This window comes from Nostoc parmelioides FACHB-3921 (genome assembly GCF_014696625.1).
Lineage (GTDB): Bacteria > Cyanobacteriota > Cyanobacteriia > Cyanobacteriales > Nostocaceae > Trichormus > Trichormus parmelioides.
The window spans coordinates 24,913-50,503 of sequence record NZ_JACJQL010000010.1 but is presented as its reverse complement, the minus strand read 5'-3'; the positions used below and the strand labels follow the sequence as shown (position 1 = coordinate 50,503).

Annotated in this window: 18 protein-coding genes and 1 pseudogene; 16 read left to right on the top strand and 3 right to left on the bottom strand. The window is 37.8% G+C overall.

Annotated features, from left to right (window positions below):
- Positions 1-140 precede the first annotated feature (140 nt).
- The 14 genes and pseudogenes from H6G14_RS09280 (at position 141) to H6G14_RS09215 (ending at position 18,570) form a co-directional block, all read left to right on the top strand.
- Positions 141-1,574, top strand: a complete 1,434-nt coding sequence (locus H6G14_RS09280; protein WP_190567065.1) for a bifunctional orotidine-5'-phosphate decarboxylase/orotate phosphoribosyltransferase — start codon at positions 141-143, stop codon at positions 1,572-1,574.
- 346 nt (positions 1,575-1,920) lie between these two features.
- The gene (locus tag H6G14_RS09275; protein WP_190567064.1) at positions 1,921-3,012 is read left to right on the top strand and encodes an AI-2E family transporter; all 1,092 of its coding nucleotides are present in this window, start codon (positions 1,921-1,923) and stop codon (positions 3,010-3,012) included.
- 486 nt (positions 3,013-3,498) lie between these two features.
- Entirely contained in the window at positions 3,499-4,488 is a 990-nt protein-coding gene (gene egtD / locus H6G14_RS09270) for an L-histidine N(alpha)-methyltransferase (RefSeq protein ID WP_190567062.1), read from the top strand.
- A gap of 182 nt (positions 4,489-4,670) precedes the next feature.
- A complete protein-coding gene (locus H6G14_RS09265; RefSeq protein ID WP_199326102.1) occupies positions 4,671-5,795 on the top strand; it encodes a mechanosensitive ion channel family protein in 1,125 nt (374 codons plus the stop codon).
- 12 nt (positions 5,796-5,807) lie between these two features.
- Entirely contained in the window at positions 5,808-5,960 is a 153-nt protein-coding gene (locus H6G14_RS09260; protein WP_190567231.1) for a hypothetical protein, read from the top strand.
- A gap of 404 nt (positions 5,961-6,364) precedes the next feature.
- The gene (locus H6G14_RS09255; RefSeq protein WP_190567060.1) at positions 6,365-6,796 is read left to right on the top strand and encodes a DUF6006 family protein; all 432 of its coding nucleotides are present in this window, start codon (positions 6,365-6,367) and stop codon (positions 6,794-6,796) included.
- A 110-nt stretch (positions 6,797-6,906) separates the two neighbouring features.
- A complete protein-coding gene (locus H6G14_RS09250; protein ID WP_190567058.1) occupies positions 6,907-7,224 on the top strand; it encodes a hypothetical protein in 318 nt (105 codons plus the stop codon).
- 19 nt (positions 7,225-7,243) lie between these two features.
- A pseudogene (locus H6G14_RS09245) lies at positions 7,244-7,594 on the top strand (ISL3 family transposase); the annotation flags it as partial.
- A gap of 189 nt (positions 7,595-7,783) precedes the next feature.
- The gene (locus tag H6G14_RS09240; RefSeq protein ID WP_190567056.1) at positions 7,784-9,973 is read left to right on the top strand and encodes an alpha amylase C-terminal domain-containing protein; all 2,190 of its coding nucleotides are present in this window, start codon (positions 7,784-7,786) and stop codon (positions 9,971-9,973) included.
- 35 nt (positions 9,974-10,008) lie between these two features.
- Positions 10,009-11,124: a hypothetical protein gene (locus H6G14_RS09235; protein ID WP_206757602.1), complete on the top strand. Its 1,116-nt coding sequence runs from the start codon at positions 10,009-10,011 to the stop codon at positions 11,122-11,124.
- Positions 11,108-13,423: an alpha-amylase family glycosyl hydrolase gene (locus H6G14_RS09230; protein WP_199326101.1), complete on the top strand. Its 2,316-nt coding sequence runs from the start codon at positions 11,108-11,110 to the stop codon at positions 13,421-13,423. Before H6G14_RS09235 ends, H6G14_RS09230 begins: the two co-directional genes overlap by 17 nt.
- Positions 13,424-13,429: 6 nt before the next feature.
- Entirely contained in the window at positions 13,430-15,109 is a 1,680-nt protein-coding gene (locus tag H6G14_RS09225) for an iron uptake porin (RefSeq protein WP_190567051.1), read from the top strand.
- A gap of 245 nt (positions 15,110-15,354) precedes the next feature.
- The gene (locus tag H6G14_RS09220; protein ID WP_190567049.1) at positions 15,355-16,362 is read left to right on the top strand and encodes a zinc-binding dehydrogenase; all 1,008 of its coding nucleotides are present in this window, start codon (positions 15,355-15,357) and stop codon (positions 16,360-16,362) included.
- A 60-nt stretch (positions 16,363-16,422) separates the two neighbouring features.
- The gene (locus H6G14_RS09215) at positions 16,423-18,570 is read left to right on the top strand and encodes a pentapeptide repeat-containing protein (protein ID WP_242053390.1); all 2,148 of its coding nucleotides are present in this window, start codon (positions 16,423-16,425) and stop codon (positions 18,568-18,570) included.
- Positions 18,571-18,711: 141 nt separating this feature from the next.
- On the opposite strand, the gene H6G14_RS09210 is transcribed toward H6G14_RS09215, so the two are convergent.
- The 3 genes from H6G14_RS09210 to H6G14_RS09200 all read right to left on the bottom strand — a co-directional run bounded on the left by H6G14_RS09210 (position 18,712) and on the right by H6G14_RS09200 (position 23,885).
- On the bottom strand, positions 18,712-19,926 hold the full coding sequence (locus tag H6G14_RS09210) for a DUF790 family protein (protein ID WP_190567047.1): 1,215 nt from the start codon (positions 19,924-19,926) through the stop codon (positions 18,712-18,714).
- The gene (locus H6G14_RS09205; RefSeq protein WP_190567045.1) at positions 19,856-21,409 is read right to left on the bottom strand and encodes a DEAD/DEAH box helicase family protein; all 1,554 of its coding nucleotides are present in this window, start codon (positions 21,407-21,409) and stop codon (positions 19,856-19,858) included. Before H6G14_RS09205 ends, H6G14_RS09210 begins: the two co-directional genes overlap by 71 nt.
- 145 nt (positions 21,410-21,554) lie before the next feature.
- Complete coding sequence (locus H6G14_RS09200; RefSeq protein ID WP_190567215.1) at positions 21,555-23,885, bottom strand: transglycosylase domain-containing protein; 2,331 nt, start codon at positions 23,883-23,885, stop codon at positions 21,555-21,557.
- A 506-nt stretch (positions 23,886-24,391) separates the two neighbouring features.
- On the opposite strand from H6G14_RS09200, the gene folK reads away from it, so the two are divergent.
- Together folK and H6G14_RS09190 are read left to right on the top strand one after the other, a co-directional pair.
- Positions 24,392-24,913 (top strand): 2-amino-4-hydroxy-6-hydroxymethyldihydropteridine diphosphokinase, encoded by a 522-nt coding sequence (gene folK / locus H6G14_RS09195; protein WP_190567213.1) that lies wholly within the window; start codon positions 24,392-24,394, stop codon positions 24,911-24,913.
- Positions 24,914-24,997: 84 nt separating this feature from the next.
- Complete coding sequence (locus tag H6G14_RS09190; RefSeq protein ID WP_190567043.1) at positions 24,998-25,546, top strand: NUDIX hydrolase; 549 nt, start codon at positions 24,998-25,000, stop codon at positions 25,544-25,546.
- Positions 25,547-25,591: the final 45 nt, after the last annotated feature.

Here is a 25,591-nt window from a genome sequence, read left to right as displayed (position 1 = left end):
GGATTCATCCTTGATTTTTGAAATTTAGGTAGGGTGGGCATTACCCACCCTACAGATACTGAGAATTTTATGCGTAAGTTCAGGCTACGCCAACAGAAATTAAATCAGATTCCTATATTACCTATTACCTAACAAATAAAATGATTTTTTCCGACAAACTAAATCAAAATATATCACAAAATCAAAGTTTACTTTTTGTTGGACTTGACCCAAATCCTGAGATGATGCCCGGACGCTATAGCTCTGAAGATATCATAGATGGTCTGTGGGATTGGCTGCAATTTATTATTGCTGAAACTGCTGATTTTGTTTGTGCATATAAGCCAACTTTAGGTTTTTATGAAGCCTTGGGTATTCCTGGTTTGCAACTGTTACAGAAAACTTTAGCTGCTATTCCCAGCCATATTCCCATAATTTTAGATGCTAAACATAGCGATTTAAATACAAGTACTATTTTTGCCAAAACTGTATTCACACAATGGGGAGTAGATGCAATTACTCTTAGCCCATATACAGGACAAGATCATGTAGCTCCATTTTTAGTTTATCCCGATAAGGCTGTGTTTATTCTATGTTCTACATCTAACCCTGGTGCAGAGGCTTTACAGCAATATCCAACAAGAGAATCACCCCTTTATTTACAAGTTGTACAAGAGTCAAAAAATTGGGGTACTCCAGAACAATTAGGACTAGAAGTTGGCACTACAGATGCTGAAGTTTTGGCAAGAATTCGCCAAGTTGCGCCAGAAAGAATAATTATGGCACGGAGTATTTGGGCTGAAGGAGGCAATTTAAGCCGCATTTTAGAAGTTGGTTTAAATACTGATGGGAATGGTTTGTTAATTCCTGTTCCACAAGATATGTTAGCCAGTGCAAATTTATCTCATGAAATTCAATCTCTACGTTCAGAAATTAATCAGGTAAGGGATATAACTCTTCGTGATGTTTCTAGCTGTTCTGTATGGCTACCAGATGTTTCTACTGTTAAGCAACACCCTCTACATGATTTAATTTTGCAGCTATACGATATTGATTGCATTATGTTTGGCAATTTTGTCCAAGCATCCGGCGCAGTTTTTCCTTACTATATAGATTTGCGTAAAATTATTTCTAATCCTCAGGTATTTAATCAAGTCCTCAGTGGCTATGAAAATATCGTTAAAAATCTCACTTTCGATAGATTAGCAGGTATTCCTTATGGTTCTTTACCAACAGCAACTGGTTTAGCTTTACGTCTCAATTGTCCGATGATTTTTCCGCGTAAAGAAGTGAAAGCCCACGGAACTCGCAGGTTAATAGAAGGTAATTTTCATCCTGGTGAAGTAGTAGTTGTAGTTGATGATATTCTTATCAGTGGTAAGAGTGTGATGGAAGGAGCGGATAAGTTAAAATCAGCAGGGTTAAATGTTCATGATATTGTAGTATTTATTGACCACGAGCAAGGTGTGAAAGATAAGTTACAAGCAAATGGTTATCGGGGTCATGCAGTTTTAACTATTTCCGAAATTACTAGTGTTTTACACCAAGCAGGGCGGATAAATGATGAGCAGTTTTTGGCTCTAACTGCTGAATAAAACTGAATTTTGTCAGTTGTTAGTAGTCAGTGGTCAGTGGTCAATAATTTTTAATACCGCTTCTGTAAGAATAAGGATTTAAAGTAAGTAGAAAAACCACTGATAATTGACATTAACTATAAGATTTATGCTCGATTTATAAAATTTATGTAGAGTGGGTATTGCCCATCGGCTCATGGTTTTTGTGGGCAATATCCATTCTACACATACTTATATTTTTCAACCATCAAATCTGGTTTATATAGCCGTAGCCAGATAGATTAGGACATCAAGCCAAGATAAAACCCTCACAACACAAGACTTTCAAGTCTGTCAACCGTCAACAGTCAACTGTCAACAGCTATATATGAATATTTCACTCAATCAATTGCTTAAATGGTTAATAATAACCCTACTGTTTCCTCTGGTTTGTTTAAATGGTTGGTTAGTTTTTGCATTTTTCCAGTATTTTAAACCGTTAGTGACAATATTTGTACTGGCAATATTACTGGCATTTGTTTTAAATTACCCTGTTGCTGCTCTTCAAAAACGGGGTATTAAACGTAATAATGCAGTAGGATTAGTTTTTGTTCTGACTGTGATTATCTTAATTGCTTCAGGTGTCACTTTATTACCCATAGCAATAGAGCAATTTAATGAGATTGCCAAAGTTTTACCATTATGGATTGATTCTAGCCAAGAAAAATTACAAAACTTAAATGATTGGGCTGTTGGTCAACATTTTAAGTTGAATATAGGGCATATATTAACACGAATTATTGATAAAATTCCTGATGAATTAGAGTCTGTTTCTAATCAAACTTTTAAGATTATTGTAGAAACAGTAGATAGTATCTCTGAAGCTCTAGTTACAGTTGTTATCACTTTTTATCTGTTAGTAGATGGGCAAAGAATTTGGGAAGGAATATTTAAAAAGTTACCTATATCTTTGGCTCAAAAATTAAACCAATCTATTCAGAAGAACTTTCAAAATTATTTGATTGGACAAGGGACTTTAGCTTTACTGATGGGAACCTCTCAAACTCTTTTGTTTTTAGCTTTTCAAGTACAGTTTGGGTTACTGTTTGGCTTAGGAGTTGGGTTTTTAAGCTTAATTCCCTTCGGTGATGTTGTCAGCTTGATTGTGATTACGTTGATTGTGGCTACCCATGACTTTTGGTTAGCGTTGAAGATTTTAGCCGTAGCCGTTGTCATTGATCAAATTATTGATCAGGCGATCGCACCCCGTCTTTTAGGTAGTTTTACAGGGTTAAGACCTATTTGGGTGTTAGTTTCTTTGCTTGTGGGAACATACATTGGCGGTTTACTAGGATTGCTGATTGCTGTCCCTGTTGCTGGTTTAATCAAGGATGCAGTCGATGGTTTTCCATCTCTACCTACTGGTATTGAGAACGTTTTACCGACCGAAGCCTTAAGTCCAGAATCAACGTCATCATGAGGTAGGGGACATTTTTACCAAAAAAATACTGTATATTACCCAATATTGCTGATTATTGCAATATTCAATCATCAGCGACTTCCTATGCTACAGTTGCGAGAAATAGCTGTATAATTGCTGTTTGTAGTGATAAATACATAATTTACGTATTCTCTAATACATAAATTATCGCTTTATATAGGACTCATATTTGATTTTTGAATAAAACTCAGTACACATTTATTGCTTTCTTCCCAATCCCCAGTCCCCCCTTCGGAGTTCGTCAGTCGCTTATGGGGGAAACCCCCTACGTACCCGTCGCTGACTCACCAGTCCCCAGTCCCTTACCTCTAAGAGTGATTCAAAAATCAAATCGGATTGCTATATTCTAATTGTTTATCACTCAGTTGTGTTCCCCTAAAATTTGAAATAGAGCGTTGATTTTAAAATTGACCTCTAAAATGTTTATGCTACTGTTGAATTTCAAATTTTCAGGAAAATTTCACAATGCGTACAGAAAATGTTCAAATGCTTACAGCCCATCATCAACTTATTAAAAATGATGGGGATGATGTTATTCAAGGATTAACTCAAACCCCAAAGATTTTACCGTCGAAATATTTTTATGATGATCGCGGTTCTGAATTATTTGAACAAATTTGCGAGTTACCAGAATATTATCCCACCAGAACAGAAGCTGGGATTTTGCGTGAATATGCTAATGAAATTGCTCAAATCACTGGCAAATGTGAATTGATAGAGTTAGGAAGCGGTAGTTCTACCAAAACTATTTTCCTGTTAGATGCTTACCAGAAACTTGCCAACTTATCAAAATATGTACCAATTGATATTAGTGGTGGAATTCTGAAAGTTAGTGTCCTGAAGCTGCAAAAAAAGTACCCTAATTTATCAATTGATGGTTTAGTAGGAACTTACGAACAAGCGTTAATCAAACTAGCCTCTAATGCTTCCTCCTCGCGGATGGTTTTCTTTCTGGGAAGTTCGATAGGAAATTTCAATCCCCAAGAGTCAGACAAATTTTTGAGCCAAGTTGCTTACGCTTTAAATCCAGGTGATTACTTTCTATTGGGTATGGATTTACAAAAACCCAAAGATATTTTAGAAGCAGCCTATAACGACAATCAAGGAATAACTGCTGCTTTTAATTTAAATATGCTTTCCCATTTAAATGGGCAGTTTCAAGGTAATTTTGACCTCAATTTATTTACTCACCAAGCCATTTATAATCAAGCAGATACTCAGATAGAAATGTATCTACATAGCCATAAGAGTCATTGGGTATCTCTAGAACCTTTAGATTTAAAAGTTTTCTTAGAATCTGGAGAAAAGATTTTGACTGAAATTTCTCGCAAGTTCGATTTAGCGATTATGCAAAAAGAACTGGAGATGCACGGACTGAGGACGCTGAAAGTTTGGACAGATCCTCAGCAGTGGTTTGGGTTAATTCTTTGTCAGGCTTTTAGTGTGACTAAATAGCAAAATTTTAAGAATACACATAGATAATTCCGAAAATTAAATTGTAGTTTGATATGCCATCAATACAGATTAATTTACGGAATTTGTTCAAAAAATAGCTGACATTCTTACCTATCCCCAAATCTGGGATTAACACAGATTTGGGGATAGAAAAACTTACCCAGAAACTCAATGACAGACTTATGAATATCGATGTAGTTTGGAACGCGCTCAAAAATATCAACTATTCCAATATCCCCCTTGCTAAAATAGCGGCTATTCTGCTGATATTGACAGTAACACAAACATTAAGGCGGTTTTTTGTCACAGTTATTATTAAAAGTATTGAGAAAGTAACTAGTAAAACTCAAAATAAATTTGATGATGAGTTAATTGCAATTATTAAACCTGCCTTAAATTGGCTGATTTTGATTACTGGATTTTGGCTAGTTAAAGAAATTATCTCAGAAGATTTAGGGCTACAACTGAGTGCAACTATTGGTAAGATACTCAATTTAATAGTTATTTTTATAGTTGCTTATGTTGTTTATCGCGGTTCTTCTATTTTGGGTCAGATTATAGCCAATGTAGTGCTACATACTGAAACAGAGCTTGATGAATTGCTCAGACCTTTAATGCCAAAAATTTTTCAATCAGCCGCAATTATTGTTTTGACAATTAAGGTTAGTGAAATATTTTTAGGACAGTCAGCCGCAGCATTAGTTGGTCTATTAGGTGGTGCTGGTATCATTTTAGGTTTGCTGTTGAAAGATATTGTTTATGATTGGTTTTGCACTCTTATTATTTATTCTGATAGTCTCTATCGAGAAGGTGACTGGGTAGGAATAGTAGGAGTAGATGGCTTTGTGCAGATCCTCAATATTGGATTTAGAACTACAACACTTCATGTAGCTAAATGGGGTTCAATCATAAAAATGCCCAATTATAGAATGATTTCTGGAGTTGTAGAAAATTGGTCACAAAATCCAGGGCAAGAATTAAAGTGGGGAGTGAATTTAATTTTGAAAATTGATGGCATTTCAGCACAGCAAACCGCCAGAATTTGTAATGCTGTTCAAGAAATACCTAAGTCTATAGCCGGTTTTTCTCCATCATGCACAGTGCGCTTTAAGAGTATAGAAGATAATGCCCGTGTGATTGAAGTTATGGCATTTGTGAATGATGATAATCTCTATTTTGAGGCTGAAAAAAATTTAAACCTGGCTATATTAGCATTATTGGAGGAAGAAGGTATTGATTTCTTGTTTGTGGAATTAGAAACTAGTCCAGAGAACTTCCAAAAAAGTCGGAATGCGATCAAAAACTAAACAAGATTTAGTGTGGCTAAAGCTTGTTTAGGTGGGGGCTATGACTTGACTGATAATATTTCTGAATCCTCGTTATTACCTATCGGCTCAGTCGTGTTGGATTTGGGTTGCGATCGCACTTGTGACTTTTGCCAAACCCCTACCTATACTATAGGTTATGTGTGAATGACTCTTATTGAGAATATATCAAAACAGAGCTTCAGCCAGAACCAAGATAAATCAAGGGTTTTAAGGATTTATTGTCCCGAACTCAGTTTACCATCCATATACATTTTCTCTGACCAAAATTCCACTTAGTTTCCAAAAAAGCATTAAAATTATGCAATTATTGCATTTATGCGGATGCGCTAAAGTCCAGTAAATGGCATTCTCTATATTTAGGAATAGAGTTGATGGCATACTTAAACACCCCTGGAATTTTCCGGGGGCTTTTTATTTCATATGCAGGAAAGGGGATGACTTAGTGCTATTAGTGGTAACGGGGTAATCGATTACCTGCATAAACAGCAACGCTAATACATATGAGTTAATGGAAGGTACAGCTTAACTTTAGGTATTGGTAAAGTATCATGAGAAACATCACAAAATGGCTTTTAGGCTTGGCGATCGCTCCTGCAAGTTTGGTATTAATATCTAGTCATACTCAAGCTAGCCAAGTTGCGGGTGAGTGGTTTTTTGGTTTGTGGGATTGTACTATTGACGGTAGACCAGCCCAAATGCAATGGAAAGTAGTAGACGACCCACAAACGACTTGTGATGGTAATGTTTGTTCTACTACTTCTGGTGTCCGTCTCATTGGACGGTTTAGTGATAATGGTAGTGCGTGGGTTCCTTTAGGAAAACGTTTTTCCAGCAGACAAAGACAGGATTTAGGAATTCGCTATTTAGGTGCAGAGCAAGATAATTGGTATCTTAGATACAACAGTCGTACTAAGATTGCCGATGGTTGGACAACATGGCGGGGTAATCGTTATCCGCTACAATGTCGCAATCGCAGATAAATCTAGTACTTACCCATGAAAACGAAAGATAAAGGGTTCAAGGGGCGACAATCGCCTCTAAACCCAGCCAGATAAAGGTTTAGGGAATACAGACCCCGTGAAAAATTTGAGTGCTGATTGAGAATGAAGTGTATGAGGGTGGTAGGCTCTTCTGTGGGAAGCGGTTTCGTGGTAAAAAAGAACGGTCTCGTAATTTAACCAAGACCGTTGTCATAATGCTGGCATCATGCTACCAAAACTTCTTAGAAAAATACCTAAATAAAGCACAGTTAATCACCCTGAAGATGTTGGTGTGGTTGTTACAAAATCAGAAACAGGTCAGGATAGAAAGATTGGCAGCGACACTACCTTTACCGATACAACAAAATAGTCGTAGGCGGCATTTACAAAGGTTTTTAACTTCAAGGGGCGACAAGCAAGCACTTTAGCTTGCTTGTCGCCCCTTGAACTATTGGCTTGTCAGGACAAGCAATCGCTCAAGAACTGGGAGTTTCTAAAACTACTGTATTTAATTACTTGCGTAGCTCAACTTTTATAGAACGTCGCCAACGTAGCGACCAAGGTCTCAGTCTTCTCAACCCTTATCATGATTACCTCCTCAGTTGCTGGAATAGCGGTAACCACAACACCCAAAAACTGTTTGAGGAAATTCGCGCCTGCGACTATATCGGCAGTTATGCCACAGTCTCTCGCTTCACTCGTTATCTCAAAACCCTGCCCAGATTTAAACCTTGTCGCGGTTCAAGAAAAAACGCTTCCCCCAGGGTCAGATCTTCTTCCCATCGTCCTCTCACCCCCAGATTGTTCCTGGTAGCACAAACCTTATATTTACGCCTACTAATAAGTGTTTCTTAAATTTTTCTTATTCTATTCTTATTTTAAGACGTGTATGTTTTATAGAAAATAATTACATTAAGCCAAAAAACAAACTTTAAATCCTGGTAAAAAGTTTAAGGTTATAAAGATTTAAGCAGTGAAAAATAAGAAATGCAGAGTCAAAGCCCTTCACCAGAACATTGGATAAGAAATACCGCAAACATCAGGACAATACTAGAAGATATTAGTCAGCGCATACATCTAATAGAAAAAAAAAATAATGATGAAATACCTCTACAGCAATGGCACTCTGGTTACATCCCCAGTCACATAACCCATATTAGCCGCATTTTTCAGGATGGCACAATTGATTTAGATTTAATAATCTACCTGCCTAAAAATAATACATTTTCTAATATCCCAGAGACATACAATTTTTATCAAGAACTTGATGTTCAGGTAAGAGTGGGTTACAGGAATTGGCAAAGCTTGAATCCACCTAGAGTAGATTTTCCTTATTGGTCGTTGCAACTAGAGAAAATATCTCCAGGAAAAAGAATGGCTATTAGATACAAAAATAGTCAAGGTAATTGGCAACTGATCAATACAATCGGTGAAATTGAACAGATTTATGGTTTATCTTATGTACCCAATCCCACCTATCAATGGAAAAATAACCCTCCAAAATATAGCTATGCAAAAGTATTAATGGAAACGACCCTTGAAGGTTTGTTAGCTGGATATAAAAATGGTAAATATGCTCCTAATAATATAGCAGATTTATTACAAATTTCTATTGCTAAACGAATTATTAATACTGATATTCCAGAACGGTTAGCAGATTTAGGGGTTGATGAAATTCTAGTCCCAGTTTGGTCTTCAGTCGCAGACCGATCTCATCTCGATCCTAAATTTAATTATCTTATATACAACATTGGTAATATAGATTGGCAAATTGGAAATACATCTGAATTTAAATGTTTAGTAGACAGGTTGTACGCTAACGGAATTCAAATAGTTCCGGATTTAATTTTTGCTCATCAAGTTAAATCTCCATTTTCAGAATCCCTCGATCAAATTGAATTAGAAGATAGTAATAATTTATTTGTTGATAGAAACCCATTTTTATTTCGAGATTATGGAACATGGATGTTCAATTTAGCTGATCCAAAGATTCGAGAAATACTTATAGAAAAAATAGTATTTTTTGTGAAAACATATCGTTTTCACAAAATACGAATAGATTATATTGATGGCCTCATACTTCAGTATGCAAATCGAAGTGAAAACTTTGGAGAAAAGTTTATTAGAGAGTTGAATACAGCATTGCGTCAAGCTGTACCAGAAATTATGATTCTTGGAGAAGCTTTTGAAACAAGTATAAATCCAACTGTTAGGGAATTTATTGACATTTTCTATGCACCACGAGGATTCATGATTGTGGAAGAACTCTACAAACCACCTTCGAGAATGCAACGCCCTTTATATCCAGATATTTCTCCATTGATTGAGCAAATAAATCAAGCTAATCAAACCGACAGATGCGAAGCTATATATGCTCAACTGCATGATGAAACATGGTACTGCCATCATATTGCTAATTCTCGCCCCCACGTTCCTTGGGCTTATGGGGCTAACCCCGCACAATTAGCTAAAAATCAAGGTGAAGAACTAGTTATTATGCAACTTTTAGCACCAGAAAATCTTTTAGATTTTGTCAGGCGCACTGTCAGAAATGCAGAAGTATTTACAATGTTCCTTGCTAATCAAAATTATATGTTTGTCCATACAGTTGATTCTCTAGCATTAGGGCGTTTAGATGAAGTAGATCGTTGGAAAAGTACCTGGGAAGATATTAATCCTCAAGACATTTTAACATGGAAAAAAACCGGTTTATCGGAGAGAAAAATCTATCATATCCATGCACAGCATCGTATCGATATGGTCGAGATACGAAAAATTTTCCGGCTATATACTGATTTGAATAAATATACTCATGAACCACTTTTTCACACTGATGTGTATTACTGCGATCGCTCCACATCTCTGTTAGCTTTATTTCGTAGGCATTTATATCAACCAGAAAAGTCACTCGTTATTGTTTTTAACTTCGGACCACAGGCGTTTAGACACTACTTACATTACGAACTACCAGCACCAGAAGGATTTGAAGGTAAATGGCAAGTATTATTTGATGGAGATTGGAATAATTACCCATCTTATTCCCTCCAGCAAGCGCAGTATGGTTATGCTCCTCACACATTGTTTCATACGACTAATGGTACCTATTCAAACTTACCGCATATTTTCAAAATAAACATCGGGGGAAGAAGCCTAATTATATTAAAGTATTGCCCATAAAAAAATAATGTTTTGATTTTATTTATATTTCTATTATGGACAATTTTCCTTTTTCAGTTAATTCGTATTCAATTAGCTATGGACTTAGTAAACTGGGTCAAATATTGTTACCTTTATGTGGGTACATAATTTCTCAAGAGCTTATTTTTAGGAAAAACATACATCATCATACTCAATCTTTAAATTACCAAACTATGATTTTGGAAAAACGTTTTGAGAGAGTATTGGGCTTTATGACATGGAAGATTGGATGTGATTTAGGGTTTTTCTTAGTTTCAAATTATCAAGGAGGTTGGTTAAGAGCATTTACCTTTGCTGGATTGATTCCTTATACGATAATTCAATATTTTATTTATAGATTAATTTATGAAAAAATTTTCTTAGGAAGAATACTAAAGTTGTACATAGAAAAAGAAACCCTCAATTTATTAGTTAAACGGATACATCCTATAAAAAAAATATTATCAAAATATTTGCATCAAGAACTCAATACTACAAGTGATGCTATACCAATTCCAAAACTAATATTAAAACCTTTTATAGATTATGCTTCGATAGTAATATCTTGGTCATTTTATACAATGGGAATTTTATTTTTTCAATCAGGCGAAATAAATTTTTCGCCTTTTATATATTTTCCATTTGGATTAATGTTAAGTTTCTATTTAGGAGAATCTTTTGCTTATATTTTGGGATTCAATCTTAGTGAGTTGATTTATTTATATTTATTATCTATTGAAAATCAATTAATAATATTATCTGAAAAATTTAAGGTAATATCTATCAGGTTAGGAAGATATGACAGAAATTTATATAAATTTCCTTCTTACTGGAGGGAACTTCAATATATTTTGAATTGGCGGATGCGACTATTTTTAGACAAATATAACCTGAATGCACGGTGGGCATTTTCCTCTGTAGGAGGAGTTATTTTTACCACTTTAGTAACAGCAATTTTTGTTGATGTAGTTACTAATTTTATTGAGAATTTGTATATTTTATTTTTTCAATTTGCTGGACAAATGAATGAGATACAAGTTCAGCAGATGTTACCTATTAATTCCAATCCTCAAGAATTGCCTGATTTTCAGAATTTTATTAATGAATTTTCAAAGAAAATAGTCAATTTAAACAATGAAGAAACATTATAAGTTAATACTAATATTTTTTGCATATTTTTTGGTCTTAGTGGTAATAGTCAATAAATTATCCACCAAATTAGGTTTAGGAATTTCTCAAAATATTCTTATTGAAGATATTGTTATAAACCCTGTCAAAAAATCAAAGGGAAATTTAGGGAATGATGTTATATACTACATTTTAGTAGATAGATTTTCTGATGGTAATCCTAATAACAATATTCCAAATTACGCATTTCCCTATGCCTATAGTTTTCAAAATGTATATATCCCTAACTCTTGGGAGATTACTTTAAATAAAATTCCCTCATATATACCTCCAGTGAAGGCAGTTTATATCACTGGAGATTTTCGTAATTGGAGTCAAGATTTAGACGAAAGATATAAATTGTTACGCCAACCTAATGGAATTTATAAAAAGTCTATAAAATCTGAAATACCTGTAAAAAACTTTAAATTTGTTTTACAGTTTGTAGATGGCTCAATTATGTGGTTAGTTGATCCAACTCAACCAAAAGTCGGAACACCTCCACTGGATAATAATATTATTGTAGAGCAGACTTCAAAAGAAGATGTATACAATAAAATGAATCAATTACTTCTCCAGCATACATATGATCCTAGCAAAACTTATATGGGCTTATATTGGGGGGGAGACATTGAAGGAATTATTAAAAAGCTTGATTACTTAAAAGATTTAGGGGTCACTAAAATTATTATTTCACCCATACAAGATAATGCAAATGGCATTTTATACAATCCTAAATTCCATAATTATTTGTACCGAACTCATCAAGAAAAAGGTTTAAAAAATAATCTATATACTCATGTTTTTTCACCTTATCATGGCTACTGGATAAAAGATTGGTTTGAAATTGATGAACACTTTCGTAATCCCAATGATGGGATAGGTAATGATCGTTTCCAAGTTTTGCGAAGATTGCTCAACGAAGCTGGTAAAAGAGGAATAGGGGTGATTATGGATTTAACACTTAATCATACTTCACCCTCTCATTTTTCTAATATTCCGTTTGTATTTAATCCTAACAGTCCAGCCGCCATGTTTGTAGATGATGGATCTATATACAGAGAAGGTAAATTAGTAGCATCTTACTGGAATCGTCAATTAGGGAGCATAGATCCAAAAGGAAAGAAATGGTTTCATCCGCCAAAGCAGATTGATTTTAATCGTCCAAACGCAAAAATGCTAGAACAGGGGATGCTAGAAGGTCTACCTGATCTGAATCAAGATGTTCCAGAAGTTGAAAAGTATTTACTAGATGCTGTTCGTTTTTGGTTGACTTTTAACAATGGTAGTACGCAGATAGTAGGGTTTCGATTAGATTCCATCAAGCACGTTAACTTACGCTTTTGGCAGAAGCTAGAGAAATTTATTTTAGACATTAACCCATCAGCAATTTTAATTGGTGAGTATTTTAGTGGGGGATATCGTAATCCAGAAAGTATCTCTTTTTTGAAAAAAACAAATAATATTACACAATTTGATTTTGATTTAAGTAACTCAGCACGCCGTTTTTTTGCAGGTGATAGAGCCTGGGACGGTCGTACTTATATGCTAGAAGAAACGATTTTAGGGCGAAAAGGTAATTATTATAATTACTCCTTTGTCAGAAGAATATTTCATTGGTTGTTGAATCCAGCAGCAACTTTAGAAATTTCCAGGAAATCTCTTGATTCTATTTCCGATACGGATGCAAAAAGTTGGGTTACATTTTCCGAAAATCATGATCTTCCTCGGTTAAAGACACGCTACATAAATATGTCAGATAGTGCTTATGCCAGTCTAATTAAGTTTCAATTTGTAGCTCGCGGTGTACCAATGATTATGTATGGGATGGAAACTGGATTAGCTGTTCCCTATCACCCAAAACATAAAGGATTATTTGGAATAGGTGGAGACCCTTTTAATCGACCAATGATGATTTGGAGTAACTCACTGGGTTGGAAAAATAGCCTATACCAAACAACAAAAAAAATGGCTCATTTAAGACAAAAATACCCTGTTTTAAGATACGGAGATACCCGCTTTCTTCATCCAAATAAATTTCATCGTGATCAAGATATTTTCATGCTGCGAGAATATGAAAAATGTAATAAAAATAATAACTCTATATGTAAAAGCATTTTGTATGCTTATTCAACTAGAGGGGGAGAGTTTAAATTGAAATCTCCTGCACCAGGCATTAGTCAATATGAAGTTACAGAAACTGGTGAAAAGAAATCGATTATCAATGGAGAAATTCATATTCAGCTTAGGGCTGAAGAAGCACTAGTTTTGATTTTAAATTAGCAAAATATGAATAAGTTTACTCTCATGTTTACCTGGCTTTACCGGAAGTTTAATGTCTTTTATTTAGGACTAGTTTTGCTGATTATATCAATACGCCCTTGCCTATCCTTAGCACCAGGAAAATATACCAATGACAGTCAAGAGTTTATAGATAAAAATTTAAATACTCATACTGTTGTGAATTTGACACAAAGTATATATGTCGAAGAACAAAAATATGATAATGGTTTCGATATCATTACTAATGTTTCTGAGTTAGAAAAAGATAAAATACTAAACAATCAGTATAAAATCATATCTCAAATAGTAGATAAATATGATTGCATTAATAATGATACTGATCGGAAAAACTTTAGAGATAGCAACTTAGAATATTGGCAAAATTCCCTGATTTTAAATAAATGTATAAATTATATAAAAATCAATTTTGATACTCAAAATGAAAATTTAAATCAAGATATACAAACTATTCAAAGCTATATCACAACAAATCGGCTAGAGTTATCTAAATTAAAAACTAGAGTCGAGAATCTTGAATCTGCAAAACCTTTACTGCAACAAAAATTCTCAACGACTACTAAGCTAAATGGAGAAATAGATTTTGCTGTATTGCAAGCATTTGGAAATAATCAAGCAGGAGGTAGAGATATAGATATAATAACAACCTTTTCTAATCGATTATTTTTAAGCTTTGATACTAGCTTTACCGGAAATGACCAACTAAGAATTAGATTAGGATCTGGTAATTTTTATGGTTATTTTAATGGTAATACTGGCACAGATATGACTCTTTATGATTTTGAAACTGGAGGTGATAATAAAGTAGATATTAGCAATTTATTTTACAGATTTCCTATTAATCAAAATGGGCAGATATGGTTAGCTGCTAAAGGGTTAGATTCTTACTTTTTTGTTAAGCCTTTTAATCCAGTGGGTAGTGCTTCTCGCTGGGGAGGACGGAATCCTCTCCAGCGTTTAAGTGAAGGCAGTGGTCTGGCATTTAACTATCAATTTAACAACACCATTAGTATGAGTATGGCCTATATGTTTAGCTCACAAAATGGTGCTAATCCACTACCGCAAGCTGGAATTTTTAATGGTCAATTTGCTGCTCTGACTCAGTTCAATTTGCAACCCACCCGGAATTGGGGTTTTGGTCTTACTTATCTGCGTTATTACTCTCCTCAACCAGAAAATTATCCCGATATTACAGCTAACACAGGTAGTCAAATCGGAAAGTTCCCCTTTGGTAAAAACACTGCTACTGCTGCTAATGCCTATGGTGTACAGACTAGCTATGATATTAGCCCTCAATTTACTGTTTCTGGTTGGGTTGGTTATACTGAAGCGATCGCCGAATCGTCTACACAAGAAAACGAGTTTAAAGTTTTTCAAGGAGCTAGATCTGAACTTTGGACTTGGGCTGTAAATCTAGCTTTTAGAGATGTTGCTAAACAAGGTAATATTTTCAGTTTTATATTCGGAATGCCACCTAAATTAGTGAGCAATGATATTGCTGGACGCACAGATGTAGATACAACATACCATGCTGAAATTTTCTATCGTTATCAACTAGGAGAACATATTACTATTACTCCTGCTTTATATGTAATTTTTAATCCAGAACACAACAATACTAATAGTAGTATTTGGGTTACAAGTGTTCGTAGTACCTTTGTTTTTTAATTTTTGGTTTTTTCGTCCGGTCTCAACAGAAAATCTGGGTGCATAAGTCCTAAAGTCTTTGAACTGCTCTTATAGCCGCAGCCAAATAGATTAGGACATCAAGCTAAGATAAAACCCTTACAAAACAAAGCTTTCAAGTCTGTCAACAGTCAACAGTCAACCGCTATAATTTTAAAAAACCTTCACCTGTCAAGCCTCCTGCCTATAATAAGTGTGCATCTAACTTCAGTCTGGAGGAAACAATTGTGAAAGCTGTTCTGATGACCGCACCGGGGAATCCTGAAGTACTGCAATTGCAGGAAGTACCCAATCCTGGCGTTCCTGTGGGTAGTACAGAACTTTTAGTTCGTTTGGTAGCGGCTGGTATTAACCCCATTGATACTAAACTACGCAAGCGTGGAACTTTTTACCCTGAGCAAATGCCTGCCATTTTAGGATGTGATGGTGCGGGTATTGTAGAAGCTGTGGGTGCTGGTGTCCAAGGTTTTCGTGTGGGGGATGCAGTGTATTTTTGCAATGGTGGTTTAGGGGGACATCAAGGCAATTACGCTGAATATACTGTTATTGATGAGCGTTTTGCTGCCCATAAGCCAGCTTCTCTGACCTTTGCTGAAGCCGCCGCCGCACCTTTGGTACTTATCACCGCTTGGGAGGCTTTATATGAACGAGGAAGATTAGAACCAAAAGAGAGAGTTTTAATTCATGCGGGTGCGGGTGGTGTTGGTCATGTAGCGATTCAATTAGCAAAACTGAAAGGTGCAATTGTCGCCACTACGGTTGGTTCGGAAGATAAGGCGAATTTTGTGAAACAACTGGGTGCAGATCATGTGATTTTCTATAAAAATACGGATTTTGCCCAAGCTGCTTTAGAGTGGACAAACGGCGAAGGTGTAGATTTAGCTTTTGATACTGTTGGCGGCGAAACTTTTCACAAAACCTTTCCCGCAGTGCGTATCTACGGCGATATTGTGACAATTTTGGAACCAGATGCAAATACAGTTTGGAAAGTTGCCAGAAACCGCAATTTACGCATTGGCTTGGAATTAATGCTGACACCGATGTTTTTAAATTTAGTGGAGGCGCAGCAACACCAGGCGAAAATTTTGACAGAATGTGCTGATTGGATTGATCAAGGTAAGTTAAAAATTCACGTTAGTCATCAGTTTCCTTTGCAAGATGCAGCTAAAGCTCATCAGTTACTTGAATCTGGCAGTATTGCGGGTAAAATTGTTCTGCTGATTAGCGATGAATGATAGAGAATCCTATTGCATACGTTGTTGACTTGCTGGCGGAAAGCTAAATTTTTTATAAGTTTGTGTGCGTTGTTAGTATTACTGCTCCCTTCGCCAGTTTGGGCTGCACCAGCACAACCAGAACGCACTCCATTAACCTTAGAACTGCTACAAGAGCGATTACGAACACCAACTCTACGGGAAGGGAATTTAACTGTAGATTTGCGGCAACTGGTAATTGATTTGCGTCCAGAAAACTCTATTTTTCGAGATGGATTTTATCAATTGTTGCGTAAGGAACTGCAAAAAACTGGTGCGAAGCCTTTGGGTTTAGACCTGAGTCATTCTTTGATTCAAGGGGATTTTGTGGGTAGTGATTTGGGTTTAAGAACACCTTTATATGCTCAGGCGATCGCTCCCATTTTTACCAAAACTGAACAAGAACAATTAGAACGCTTGCGCCTGGTTTGTTTACAATCCTTGGCTGTAAGTTTACCTAATTCTAAAGATTGCCAATCGCTGCTAGGAACTCAGTCAACAGTATCAAGTGATGTGACTGTTTTTCGCGGTGCTTTAACTCTGGAACAAACCCGATTTAACGGAGAAGTAACCTTTGTTAACACGTTTTTTCTGCAATCTGTCAATGCTAAAAATGCTACCTTTCTCCAGCCAACTCACTGGCATGAAAGTAGATTTAGCCGTGGGGTAAACTTTAATAATGCCAGTTTTAGACAAGTCAGCGATTTTCAAGACAGTGTTTTCTTTGATAAAGCTAATTTCAAACAGACCCAATTTCAGGAGACGGCTAATTTTCAAAGAATCACTTTTGAAAGTGTGGTTAATTTCAATGAAGCCCAGTTTAAGCAATTGGCTAAATTTAGTGGTGTCCAGTGGCAAGATAATGCCGATTTCTCTGGGGTGAGATTTGCCAATCAAGCACAATTTACCAGAGCTAATTTTAATCAGTCACTATCTTTAGTAGAAACAACCTTTGAGCAAGCAGTCATTTTTCGAGAAGCATTATTTAATCAACCTGTAGATTTACGTGGTGCAAGTATTCTCAATCAAGCAGATTTTAGTGATGCCATATTCTCATCATCATCATTTTTAAATGTGCCTGGATTAACTTTTAATTCTAATCAAGCCAAAATTTTAGGTAATCCTGGGCAGATTGGACAAATGTTTGATATCCCTACATTACAAGGTAATCAAAATGTCTTGCGAAATTTGGGGCAGAATTTCCGGCAACAACAGCAAGTTGCTGATGCAAATCAATTAGAATATACCAAACAACAATTACGCCTCAAAGAGTTAAGTAAACGTTTAATCGGCACGAATATTAATAGTGCTTCTGTAGTAAATTTAGTTAAGTTGGGTTTTTCTCCTACACAAGCAAATGTCATTGACCAACGTCGGCAAATCAAAGCATTTCGCAATAGTAGTGAGTTATTGAGTTTAGCAGACATTGATTTAGAAATATACAATAAACTGAGCGATCGCCTGGTAGTTGCTGAACCTCTCTCCTTGGGAGGCTGGTTGCTGGAAGCTTGGCTGTGGTTAGCTTTGAGTGTATTGCTGTTGTTGAGTGGCTACGGTACAAACTTTTGGTTAGTGTTCGGGGTGGGGGGAGTAGCGATCGCTTATTTTGGGTTAGTTTTTTGGTTGGTAGATCGCGCCCGTCGTCTGCGTCCTGTACCAATTATTCCCACCTACTACGAAACCGTTTCTGTTCTGATTAGTTTTAGTTGTTTAGAGTTTTTTAGTTTATTAGCTATTTTTCAGAATGCGGAACAGCCTTTGCTCACACTCGGCTGTATTTTGATTATTATCGTTCCCGTACCTGTAACTTTATTGATGCGCCTTTATCAACAAGGTCGTTATCACGATTTAATCAATGTTTCTTACTTCACAGAAGACGGAACCTTTAGACAACTGCGGTTACTGATTGGACGTTTACCAGTCATTCCCAGAAATCCCACCTTTCGGGAAAGATATATGCCATTATTAAGCGATCGCCATTGGAACTGGCTCAATTACTATGACTTTAGCCTCAATAATTTAGTCAGGTTGGGATTTAACGATATTCGCCTCAGAGACGAACATTTACCGGGAATTATCGCTACCCTGGCTTGGTATCAATGGAGTTTAGGCGTACTCTACATCACACTAGTTCTGTGGACACTATCCCGCACCATCCCAGGGTTGAATCTATTAATTTATCTTAAGTAATACCAACTCTGCGGCAAAATACAGACTAAGCTGATGCGCGTCTAAATTGCATAACTACTAATAATCGCTGTTAACTGTCAACTGTCAACTGTCCTCACAATGGATTGTGCAACTTAAAAGCAGAATAGCTTACTTGATAGTTTAATCCAACACAGCTAAAACAGATTTTGGTAATAATTTATCTTTAAACCAAATGATTTTTGCCGGCACATTATCTAACTTAACTCCGGCTTTTTCCAAATTCAATCTTTCCGAAATAGCCAAGATTAAATTATCACAACCAGAACGCCGCACTTGGGAAAACTTCTTTTGTAAATATTCTGGTCGCCAATAACCAACTATTTCTAATAAAAATTCTCTACCATCAGGATGAACTAAGCGAAAATCGGGAATCATCACACTCCCAGGAATGGGAATTAAATCTACTTCTCTTTCTAATACCCATGCTGTTTTTAAGGCATCCCATTTATCTGCAAAGGATGCTTCTAACATACTATCGTAGGGTTTACCTTTGGAGTAATGAGAGACTAAACCGCATTCGGAATTAAGGGTAAATCTGCCTGTTTTCCATGTATCTGTGTAGACATCACGGGTTTGTAATGTGGCTGCTAGACTCCATTTGGTGACATGAAGTAAGGCGGGGATGAGTTTGGCGATCGCTAACCCATAGCGTGTACTAGAATTAAATAAGCTGGTCGGGCCGTCAACGGTAATTGTAAACCCGTGGTCAGCATCGCCTTCAATGTAAGCCATGAGTTGAAATAGCTTCAGATAGCGGAATAACAGTTTATATTCCCCTGGAACATTGCGATGAGCATTTAAAATTAACTTACTCGCTTTATAAAATATTCCCTGCACCTGGGACAAGTTATAGCGATTTAATATATCTACTGGTGTGGGGATATCAAAGTTTGTCAGAATCTTATTTTCAGACAAATCAGCATAAAGTCCATCACGGACTTGTTCTAGTAAAACTTCCCGTTCTAATTCTTGAGTTAATTCATCAGCAATTTTGCTCAATGTTAGTTGTGTTGATTCCCGACTAGGTGCGGATTTCGCAGCCAGAGAAAACACTCTTTCTCTTAACATTGGTGGTTCTAAAGGACTCACTACTTCAAAGGTGCAGAAATTGCTTTTGATAATGTAAGCTAAACCTCTTTTTACCCGATAATCTGTAGCGTCTCCTTCTAAATCCAAAAGTTGACTTTCTAAAAAGCCTTGAGTCTTACCTTGTGCTGCTTGAAAACAACTGATTAATTCATTGGTTAAATCAATAGTTTTCTGATCAATCTTCAGTCTTTTTGGTATTATTTCTTCGCCGTTTAGGCGATGACTTAGAAGTTCCGTTGGTAGCATTTCCCTGGTTATTAGCTGATGAATTATCGACTACATAATTAATTTCTATTTGCTCGGCAGCTTTAGCAGTTGATCCCTTCCCACTACCATAAATGACCTGCAAATTCCCTTGTCTTTCTTCCCCGCGTCGCCGTGCAGAAGTATTTTCCTCGCTGGTATCTTCCGCTATCACTTCATATAAAATCGCCTGTTTATTTTGAATATTTCCCTTACGTAAAATCCTACCTAAACGTTGAATATATTCTCTAGTTGAACCTGTCCCAGATAAAATAATGGCGATAGAAGCAGCCGGTACATCAACACCTTCATTCAACACATGGGAAGCAACTAAAGTATTATATTCACCTTCTCGAAATCTAGTTAAAATTTCGTGGCGTTCTTTGACTGGTGTTTGATGAGTGATGGCGGGAATAAGTAAATCTTGAGATATTTTATAAACGGTAGCATTATCAGCCGTGAAAATTAACACCCGTTCTGGATAATGCTTGGTGAGTAAATTGGCTAAAATTCTCAACTTGCTATCAGTTCCCAAGGCGATTTCTTTAGCTTCTCGGTGGGCTAACATAGCTCTACGTCCAGATTGCGATCGCGCACTCATCTGCACAAACATCTGCCAGCCTTGTATACTACCCAAAGAAACCTTGGATTGGCGTAAGAAATCGTTGCGAATTTGAATTAAATTGTTATATCTTTCCCGTTCCTGCTGGGATAACTTCACCTTAATCTGCACAATTTCGTGTTCAGCCAACGCCTTCCCCGCCAAATCCTCAGCACGTTTGCGGTATACTTCCTGTCCAATGAGAATATTTAAATCGGCGTGTTTACCATCGGTGCGTTCTGGGGTGGCTGATAGTCCCAGACGGTAGGGAGCGATCGCATATTCGGCAATCACCTTGCTAAAATCTGTAGGTAAATGATGGCACTCATCAAACACAATCAAAGCATACTGATTCCCCAAGGCTTCGGCGTGAATGGCTGCACTATCGTAAGTTGCAACCAAAATCGGTGATTTGTCCCGTGAACCACCCCCTAGTAAACCCACCTCAGCATCGGGAAACGCTGCCACCAAATGAGCATACCATTGGTGCATCAAATCTAAAGTTGGTACAACAACTAAGGTTGTCCGTGGTGTGGACTGCATCGCCAACTGCGCCAGATAAGTCTTTCCCGCCGCCGTTGGTAGTACCACGACCCCCTGTCTTCCCGCCAGTTTCCAAGCTGCTAGAGCCTCACTTTGATGGGGATAGGGTTCCATTTCTAAACTAGGAACCAAATCTATGGGGTAAAATTGCTTGGCTTCATCGATGAAAAACACATCTTCCGCTTGTAGTGCTTCCACCACAGCGCGGTATCTCATCGCCGGAATCCGAAATTTTTCTACCCTATCGTCCCACGTAGCATAATCCATCCAGGCTTTGCCCCGTGGTGGTGGATGCAGAATGAGTGTACCGCGATCGTAGGTTAAGGTGGGAGTACGAGCCATTGGGAAATTGGGGAATGTGAAAACCTCTCTCAAGAAAAGGAATTATGTCATAAGGTTTGTTGACTGTTGACTGTTGACAGTTAACAGCCCTTACTAGTAGTTATGAAATTTGGGCGCGTATTAGCCTACTAGCTCACAACCTAAGTTAGTTAGAAGAGGATGAATTAGGTCTAAGTCTTTCCCGCCAGGAAGGTGTTGGTGCAGAACTTGCCGAGCCAGAACTATTCCCTACTGTGGATGAAGACCGTCGAGACCTACGGGGTGATTCTGAAGTATCTGACTGTACGACTTGTCTGCGCCGTCTTCTGCGGGGTGATTCTTCACTACCACCGGAAACAGATTCTTGGCTACGATACCGTCTACGTCTTCTAGGTGAATCAGTGGGAGTGGCTTCTTCTAATCGTTGGGAACGTCTTCTGCGTCTGGTTGATGAACCAGGCTCTTGAAGTGATTCTTCATTAGGTGTAAGAGAACGATTGAGGATTTGTTTGGCTTTGATGGGTTTTGCTTTAATGCTGCCTTTGCGACCTGCCAGTTTTGGTCTTTCGGGAAATTTTTCTATTGGCATTCCCTCTACAGCTTTTTCCATAAATTCATGCCAAGTGTAAGCAGCACTGCCACTACTACCATAAGTAGGACGATTATTATCGTTACCCAACCAAACCCCTGTAACTACTTGGGGAATATAGCCAATAAACCATAAATCACGGGCTTCATCGGATGTACCTGTCTTACCAGCAACTGGTCTATTAGGCAGTTGGGCGGCTGCACCGGTGCCTGCTTCGACCACGTTACGTAACATCCAGGTCATAATAGCGGCACTAGTAGGATCAAGCACTCGCTTCGAGTCAAAGTTTGCTGACCAGATGACCTCGCCTTTGCGGTTGAGGACACGACGGATGCCATGAGGTTCTGAGTGTAAACCTTGGGTGGCAAAACTGCCGTAAGCGCTGGTTAACTCTAAGAGATTGACTTCATTGGAACCAAGGGCTAGAGAATAATGAGGATTGAGTTTTGATTTAATCCCCATGTTCTTGGCTAGTTGAATTGTTGGCTCAAATCCGACATCTAGCATGACTTTCAACGCTACCACATTCACCGAACGGGTGAGGGCATCGCGCATATTCATTGTGCCTCGGAAGGTTTCCCCATAGTTTTTCGGTTCGTAGCCATCGACTACAAAGGGGGCATCTACATAAGTATCATTGGGGTTTTTGCCAGTAGCGATCGCGGTAGCATAAACAAAACCCTTAAAAGTGGAACCTGGCTGGCGTTGTGCTTGGGTCACGCGGTTAAATTGGTTTTTACCAAAGTCTTGACCGCCAACCATTGCCTTGATTTCTCCATTACGGGGGTCAATGGCGACTAAAGCGGCTTGTTTGAAGTTTTGCCATCGTCCTTGATTGCGTAAAGTTTTGGTAACAGCTGCTTCTGCGGCTTGCTGCCAAGTTGGGTTTAAGCTGGTTTCCACTGTTAGACCCCCATTTGCTAACACTTGGGGGGAAACGTACTTGGGCAATTCTTGCTGAATATAGCTGGTGAAGTAGGGGGATTCTACTTGTAACCGCTTGGGTAAACTAGGTTTGAGGGTAATTTCTGCTTGGGTAGCTTCTTGCTTTTGGGCTGGTGTAATAAAGCCCTCTTTTTCCATCCGTTGCAATACCAAGTTTCGCCGTTGTTTGGCTGCTTCCGGGTTTTTGTCTGGTGAAAATAAGCTCGGTGCAGGGGGCATTCCCGCGATTGTTGCCGCTTCCGGGAGAGTAAGTTGGTCTACTGGTTTACTGAAGTATACCCAGGCTGCATCTGCTACACCATAAGCCCCAGCACCTAAATATACCAAATTCAAATAACGCTCTAAAATCTGGTCTTTGGTTAATTCTTGTTCTAGCTTGTGGGCAAGGCGTAATTCCTTGAGTTTGCGCCAAACTGTACGCTCTTGTTTGAGAAAAAGAATCCGTGATAACTGTTGGGTGATGGTGCTACCACCTTCTACCACATTTTGCGATCGCAAATTATTTACGGCTGCTCTGACAATTCCTTGGGGGTCAATACCTTGATGCTGACTGAATCTGCTGTCTTCGGAGGCAATAAAAGCATTTTTGAGGATCTCAGGCATCTGCTCCAGATTGATTTTTTCTCTGGTTGCTTCGCCTTGCTGTTGTAAGATAGTGCCATCAACAGCCTTGATCGTAATTGTTTGCTCACGGACGACAGCTTGCAATTCCGCTTTATCAGGTAAGGTTTTATCGATTTCCCCTAATAAGTAGTTGAAGGCAATGATGCTACCACCTACGCTTAAGCCCGCCCAAAACCATACACGGCGATAAAATGGGTGTTCACGGCTTGTAAACCTAGTAACAATCCCAGATGTTATACCACTGATCTGGTTGAATAGTTTTCTTTGTCTTACCACCTGCGTTGGCGGTAAGTTTTCGTTTGTGGTTTCCTCTTGCTCGTAACGATTACTAGGTGGCAAGCGCGGTTCCCCCTTGTCAGAGTCACTCAAATTTATTTACTGATTGCTTGAACCTGGAGGTTAAGTTTCTCCACATTAGTTCGGTGCAGAATATTCTGCACTAACTCTTAAGGGATAGATTAGAGTTTGGTGCAAGACGTTCGTGTTAGTATAATATCCTATAAACAATTAACTGAATTAATTGCTACAAAAAATGTTTTTAAAGTAAATGTTAAACAAACAACATTTCAACTTGTAATTACCTCAGAAAATTAATCAAGCCCTAATTGATTTTATTTTATAAAAACGCCAAACCCTGATATAATAACCGTTTTTAAGCTTTTAAAGCTGGTTTCAATTATTTTTGAGGAAAGTGATCCCCAAGTGTTTAGAGAAGTCGGGGATCTAGAGCTAGAAGCCATCATTCAGGTAGGCATGAGTGCTATAGTATTTAAGTAATCAATGTTTGTAAAATAACAATACAGTAAATAATATTGTCTGTTGAGAACAAAAAAAATAGCCCAAGAATATTCACAAAGCACGATGCAGAGTTTAAACCAAAGATACAGGCAAGCGCGATCGCTCTTGGTAGTAACATTGGTGATTCTTTAGCAATATTAGAAGCTGCTACAGCAGAGTTAGCGGCGATCGCAGGTATTCAACTAACAGCAAAATCCAGTTGGTATATCACTAAAGCCGTGGGGCCGCCACAACCAGACTACATCAATGGTTGCATCACCTTACAAGTACAGATGAGTCCGATAGAATTGCTAGAAACATTACTAGCAATAGAACAGAAATTTGGGCGGGTGCGTCAAGAACGCTGGGGGCCGCGATCGCTAGACTTAGATTTGTTATTGTATGATGACTTAATTATTGATACACCAACTCTCCAAATACCCCATCCGCGAATGCAAGAGCGAGCCTTTGTTTTAGTACCTCTAGCGGAGATTGCGCCCGGCTGGTTAGAACCAATTTCCGGATATGTAATTAGAGAGCTGGTAAAAAAGGTAGACTGTTCTGATGTACATTTGTTAAAGGGCAGTTAAAACCATTACCCAGAGCAGAAAACGCTGATAGAACGATCAATTCCGGCGTTTATCTGTACTATTTAAGACAAAACAAGCTTAATTATGCCATTAGGTAGAGAATTACCACAGCTATTAAAACAGCGCTTGTTCTATAAAGGGCGCAAGTTTGATTTTGAAGTTAATCGCTTGCGTTTACCCAACAAAGCTGAAGGAGAATGGGAGTGCATTCGTCACCCCGGCGGCGCTTTAGCTGTGCCTGTAACGCCAGAAGGTAAACTTGTACTCGTCCGCCAATATCGTTTTGCTGTGCAAGGACGGATACTCGAATTTCCCGCAGGAACTTTAGAACCCACAGAAGATCCCTTAACAACAGTCAAACGCGAAATAGAAGAAGAGACTGGTTATAGCGCCCAAAAGTGGGATAAATTAGGCGAATTTTTCCTCGCCCCTGGCTATTCTGATGAAATTATTTATGCTTTTCTGGCACGAGATTTGGAAAAGCTCGATACACCACCAAAACAAGATGATGACGAAGATATTGAGACTGTACTTTTAACACCAGAAGAACTGGAAAGAGCCATTCTTGACGGGGAACCCATAGACGCGAAGTCAATTACTAGCTTTTTCTTAGCACGGCCGTTTTTAGTGTAGAGATGAGGGAGGTGTCAATACGGTTCGGTTAAGGGATTTCTCGGT

Coding starts and splice junctions, on each gene's coding strand:
- H6G14_RS09280 (WP_190567065.1), top strand. CDS start 141: ATGATTTTTTCCGACAAACTAAATCAAAATATATCACAAAATCAAAGT.
- H6G14_RS09275 (WP_190567064.1), top strand. CDS start 1,921: ATGAATATTTCACTCAATCAATTGCTTAAATGGTTAATAATAACCCTA.
- egtD (WP_190567062.1), top strand. CDS start 3,499: ATGCGTACAGAAAATGTTCAAATGCTTACAGCCCATCATCAACTTATT.
- H6G14_RS09265 (WP_199326102.1), top strand. CDS start 4,671: ATGAATATCGATGTAGTTTGGAACGCGCTCAAAAATATCAACTATTCC.
- H6G14_RS09255 (WP_190567060.1), top strand. CDS start 6,365: ATGAGAAACATCACAAAATGGCTTTTAGGCTTGGCGATCGCTCCTGCA.
- H6G14_RS09240 (WP_190567056.1), top strand. CDS start 7,784: ATGCAGAGTCAAAGCCCTTCACCAGAACATTGGATAAGAAATACCGCA.
- H6G14_RS09235 (WP_206757602.1), top strand. CDS start 10,009: ATGGACAATTTTCCTTTTTCAGTTAATTCGTATTCAATTAGCTATGGA.
- H6G14_RS09230 (WP_199326101.1), top strand. CDS start 11,108: ATGAAGAAACATTATAAGTTAATACTAATATTTTTTGCATATTTTTTG.
- H6G14_RS09225 (WP_190567051.1), top strand. CDS start 13,430: ATGAATAAGTTTACTCTCATGTTTACCTGGCTTTACCGGAAGTTTAAT.
- H6G14_RS09210 (WP_190567047.1), bottom strand. CDS start 19,926: ATGCTACCAACGGAACTTCTAAGTCATCGCCTAAACGGCGAAGAAATA.
- H6G14_RS09205 (WP_190567045.1), bottom strand. CDS start 21,409: ATGGCTCGTACTCCCACCTTAACCTACGATCGCGGTACACTCATTCTG.
- H6G14_RS09190 (WP_190567043.1), top strand. CDS start 24,998: ATGCCATTAGGTAGAGAATTACCACAGCTATTAAAACAGCGCTTGTTC.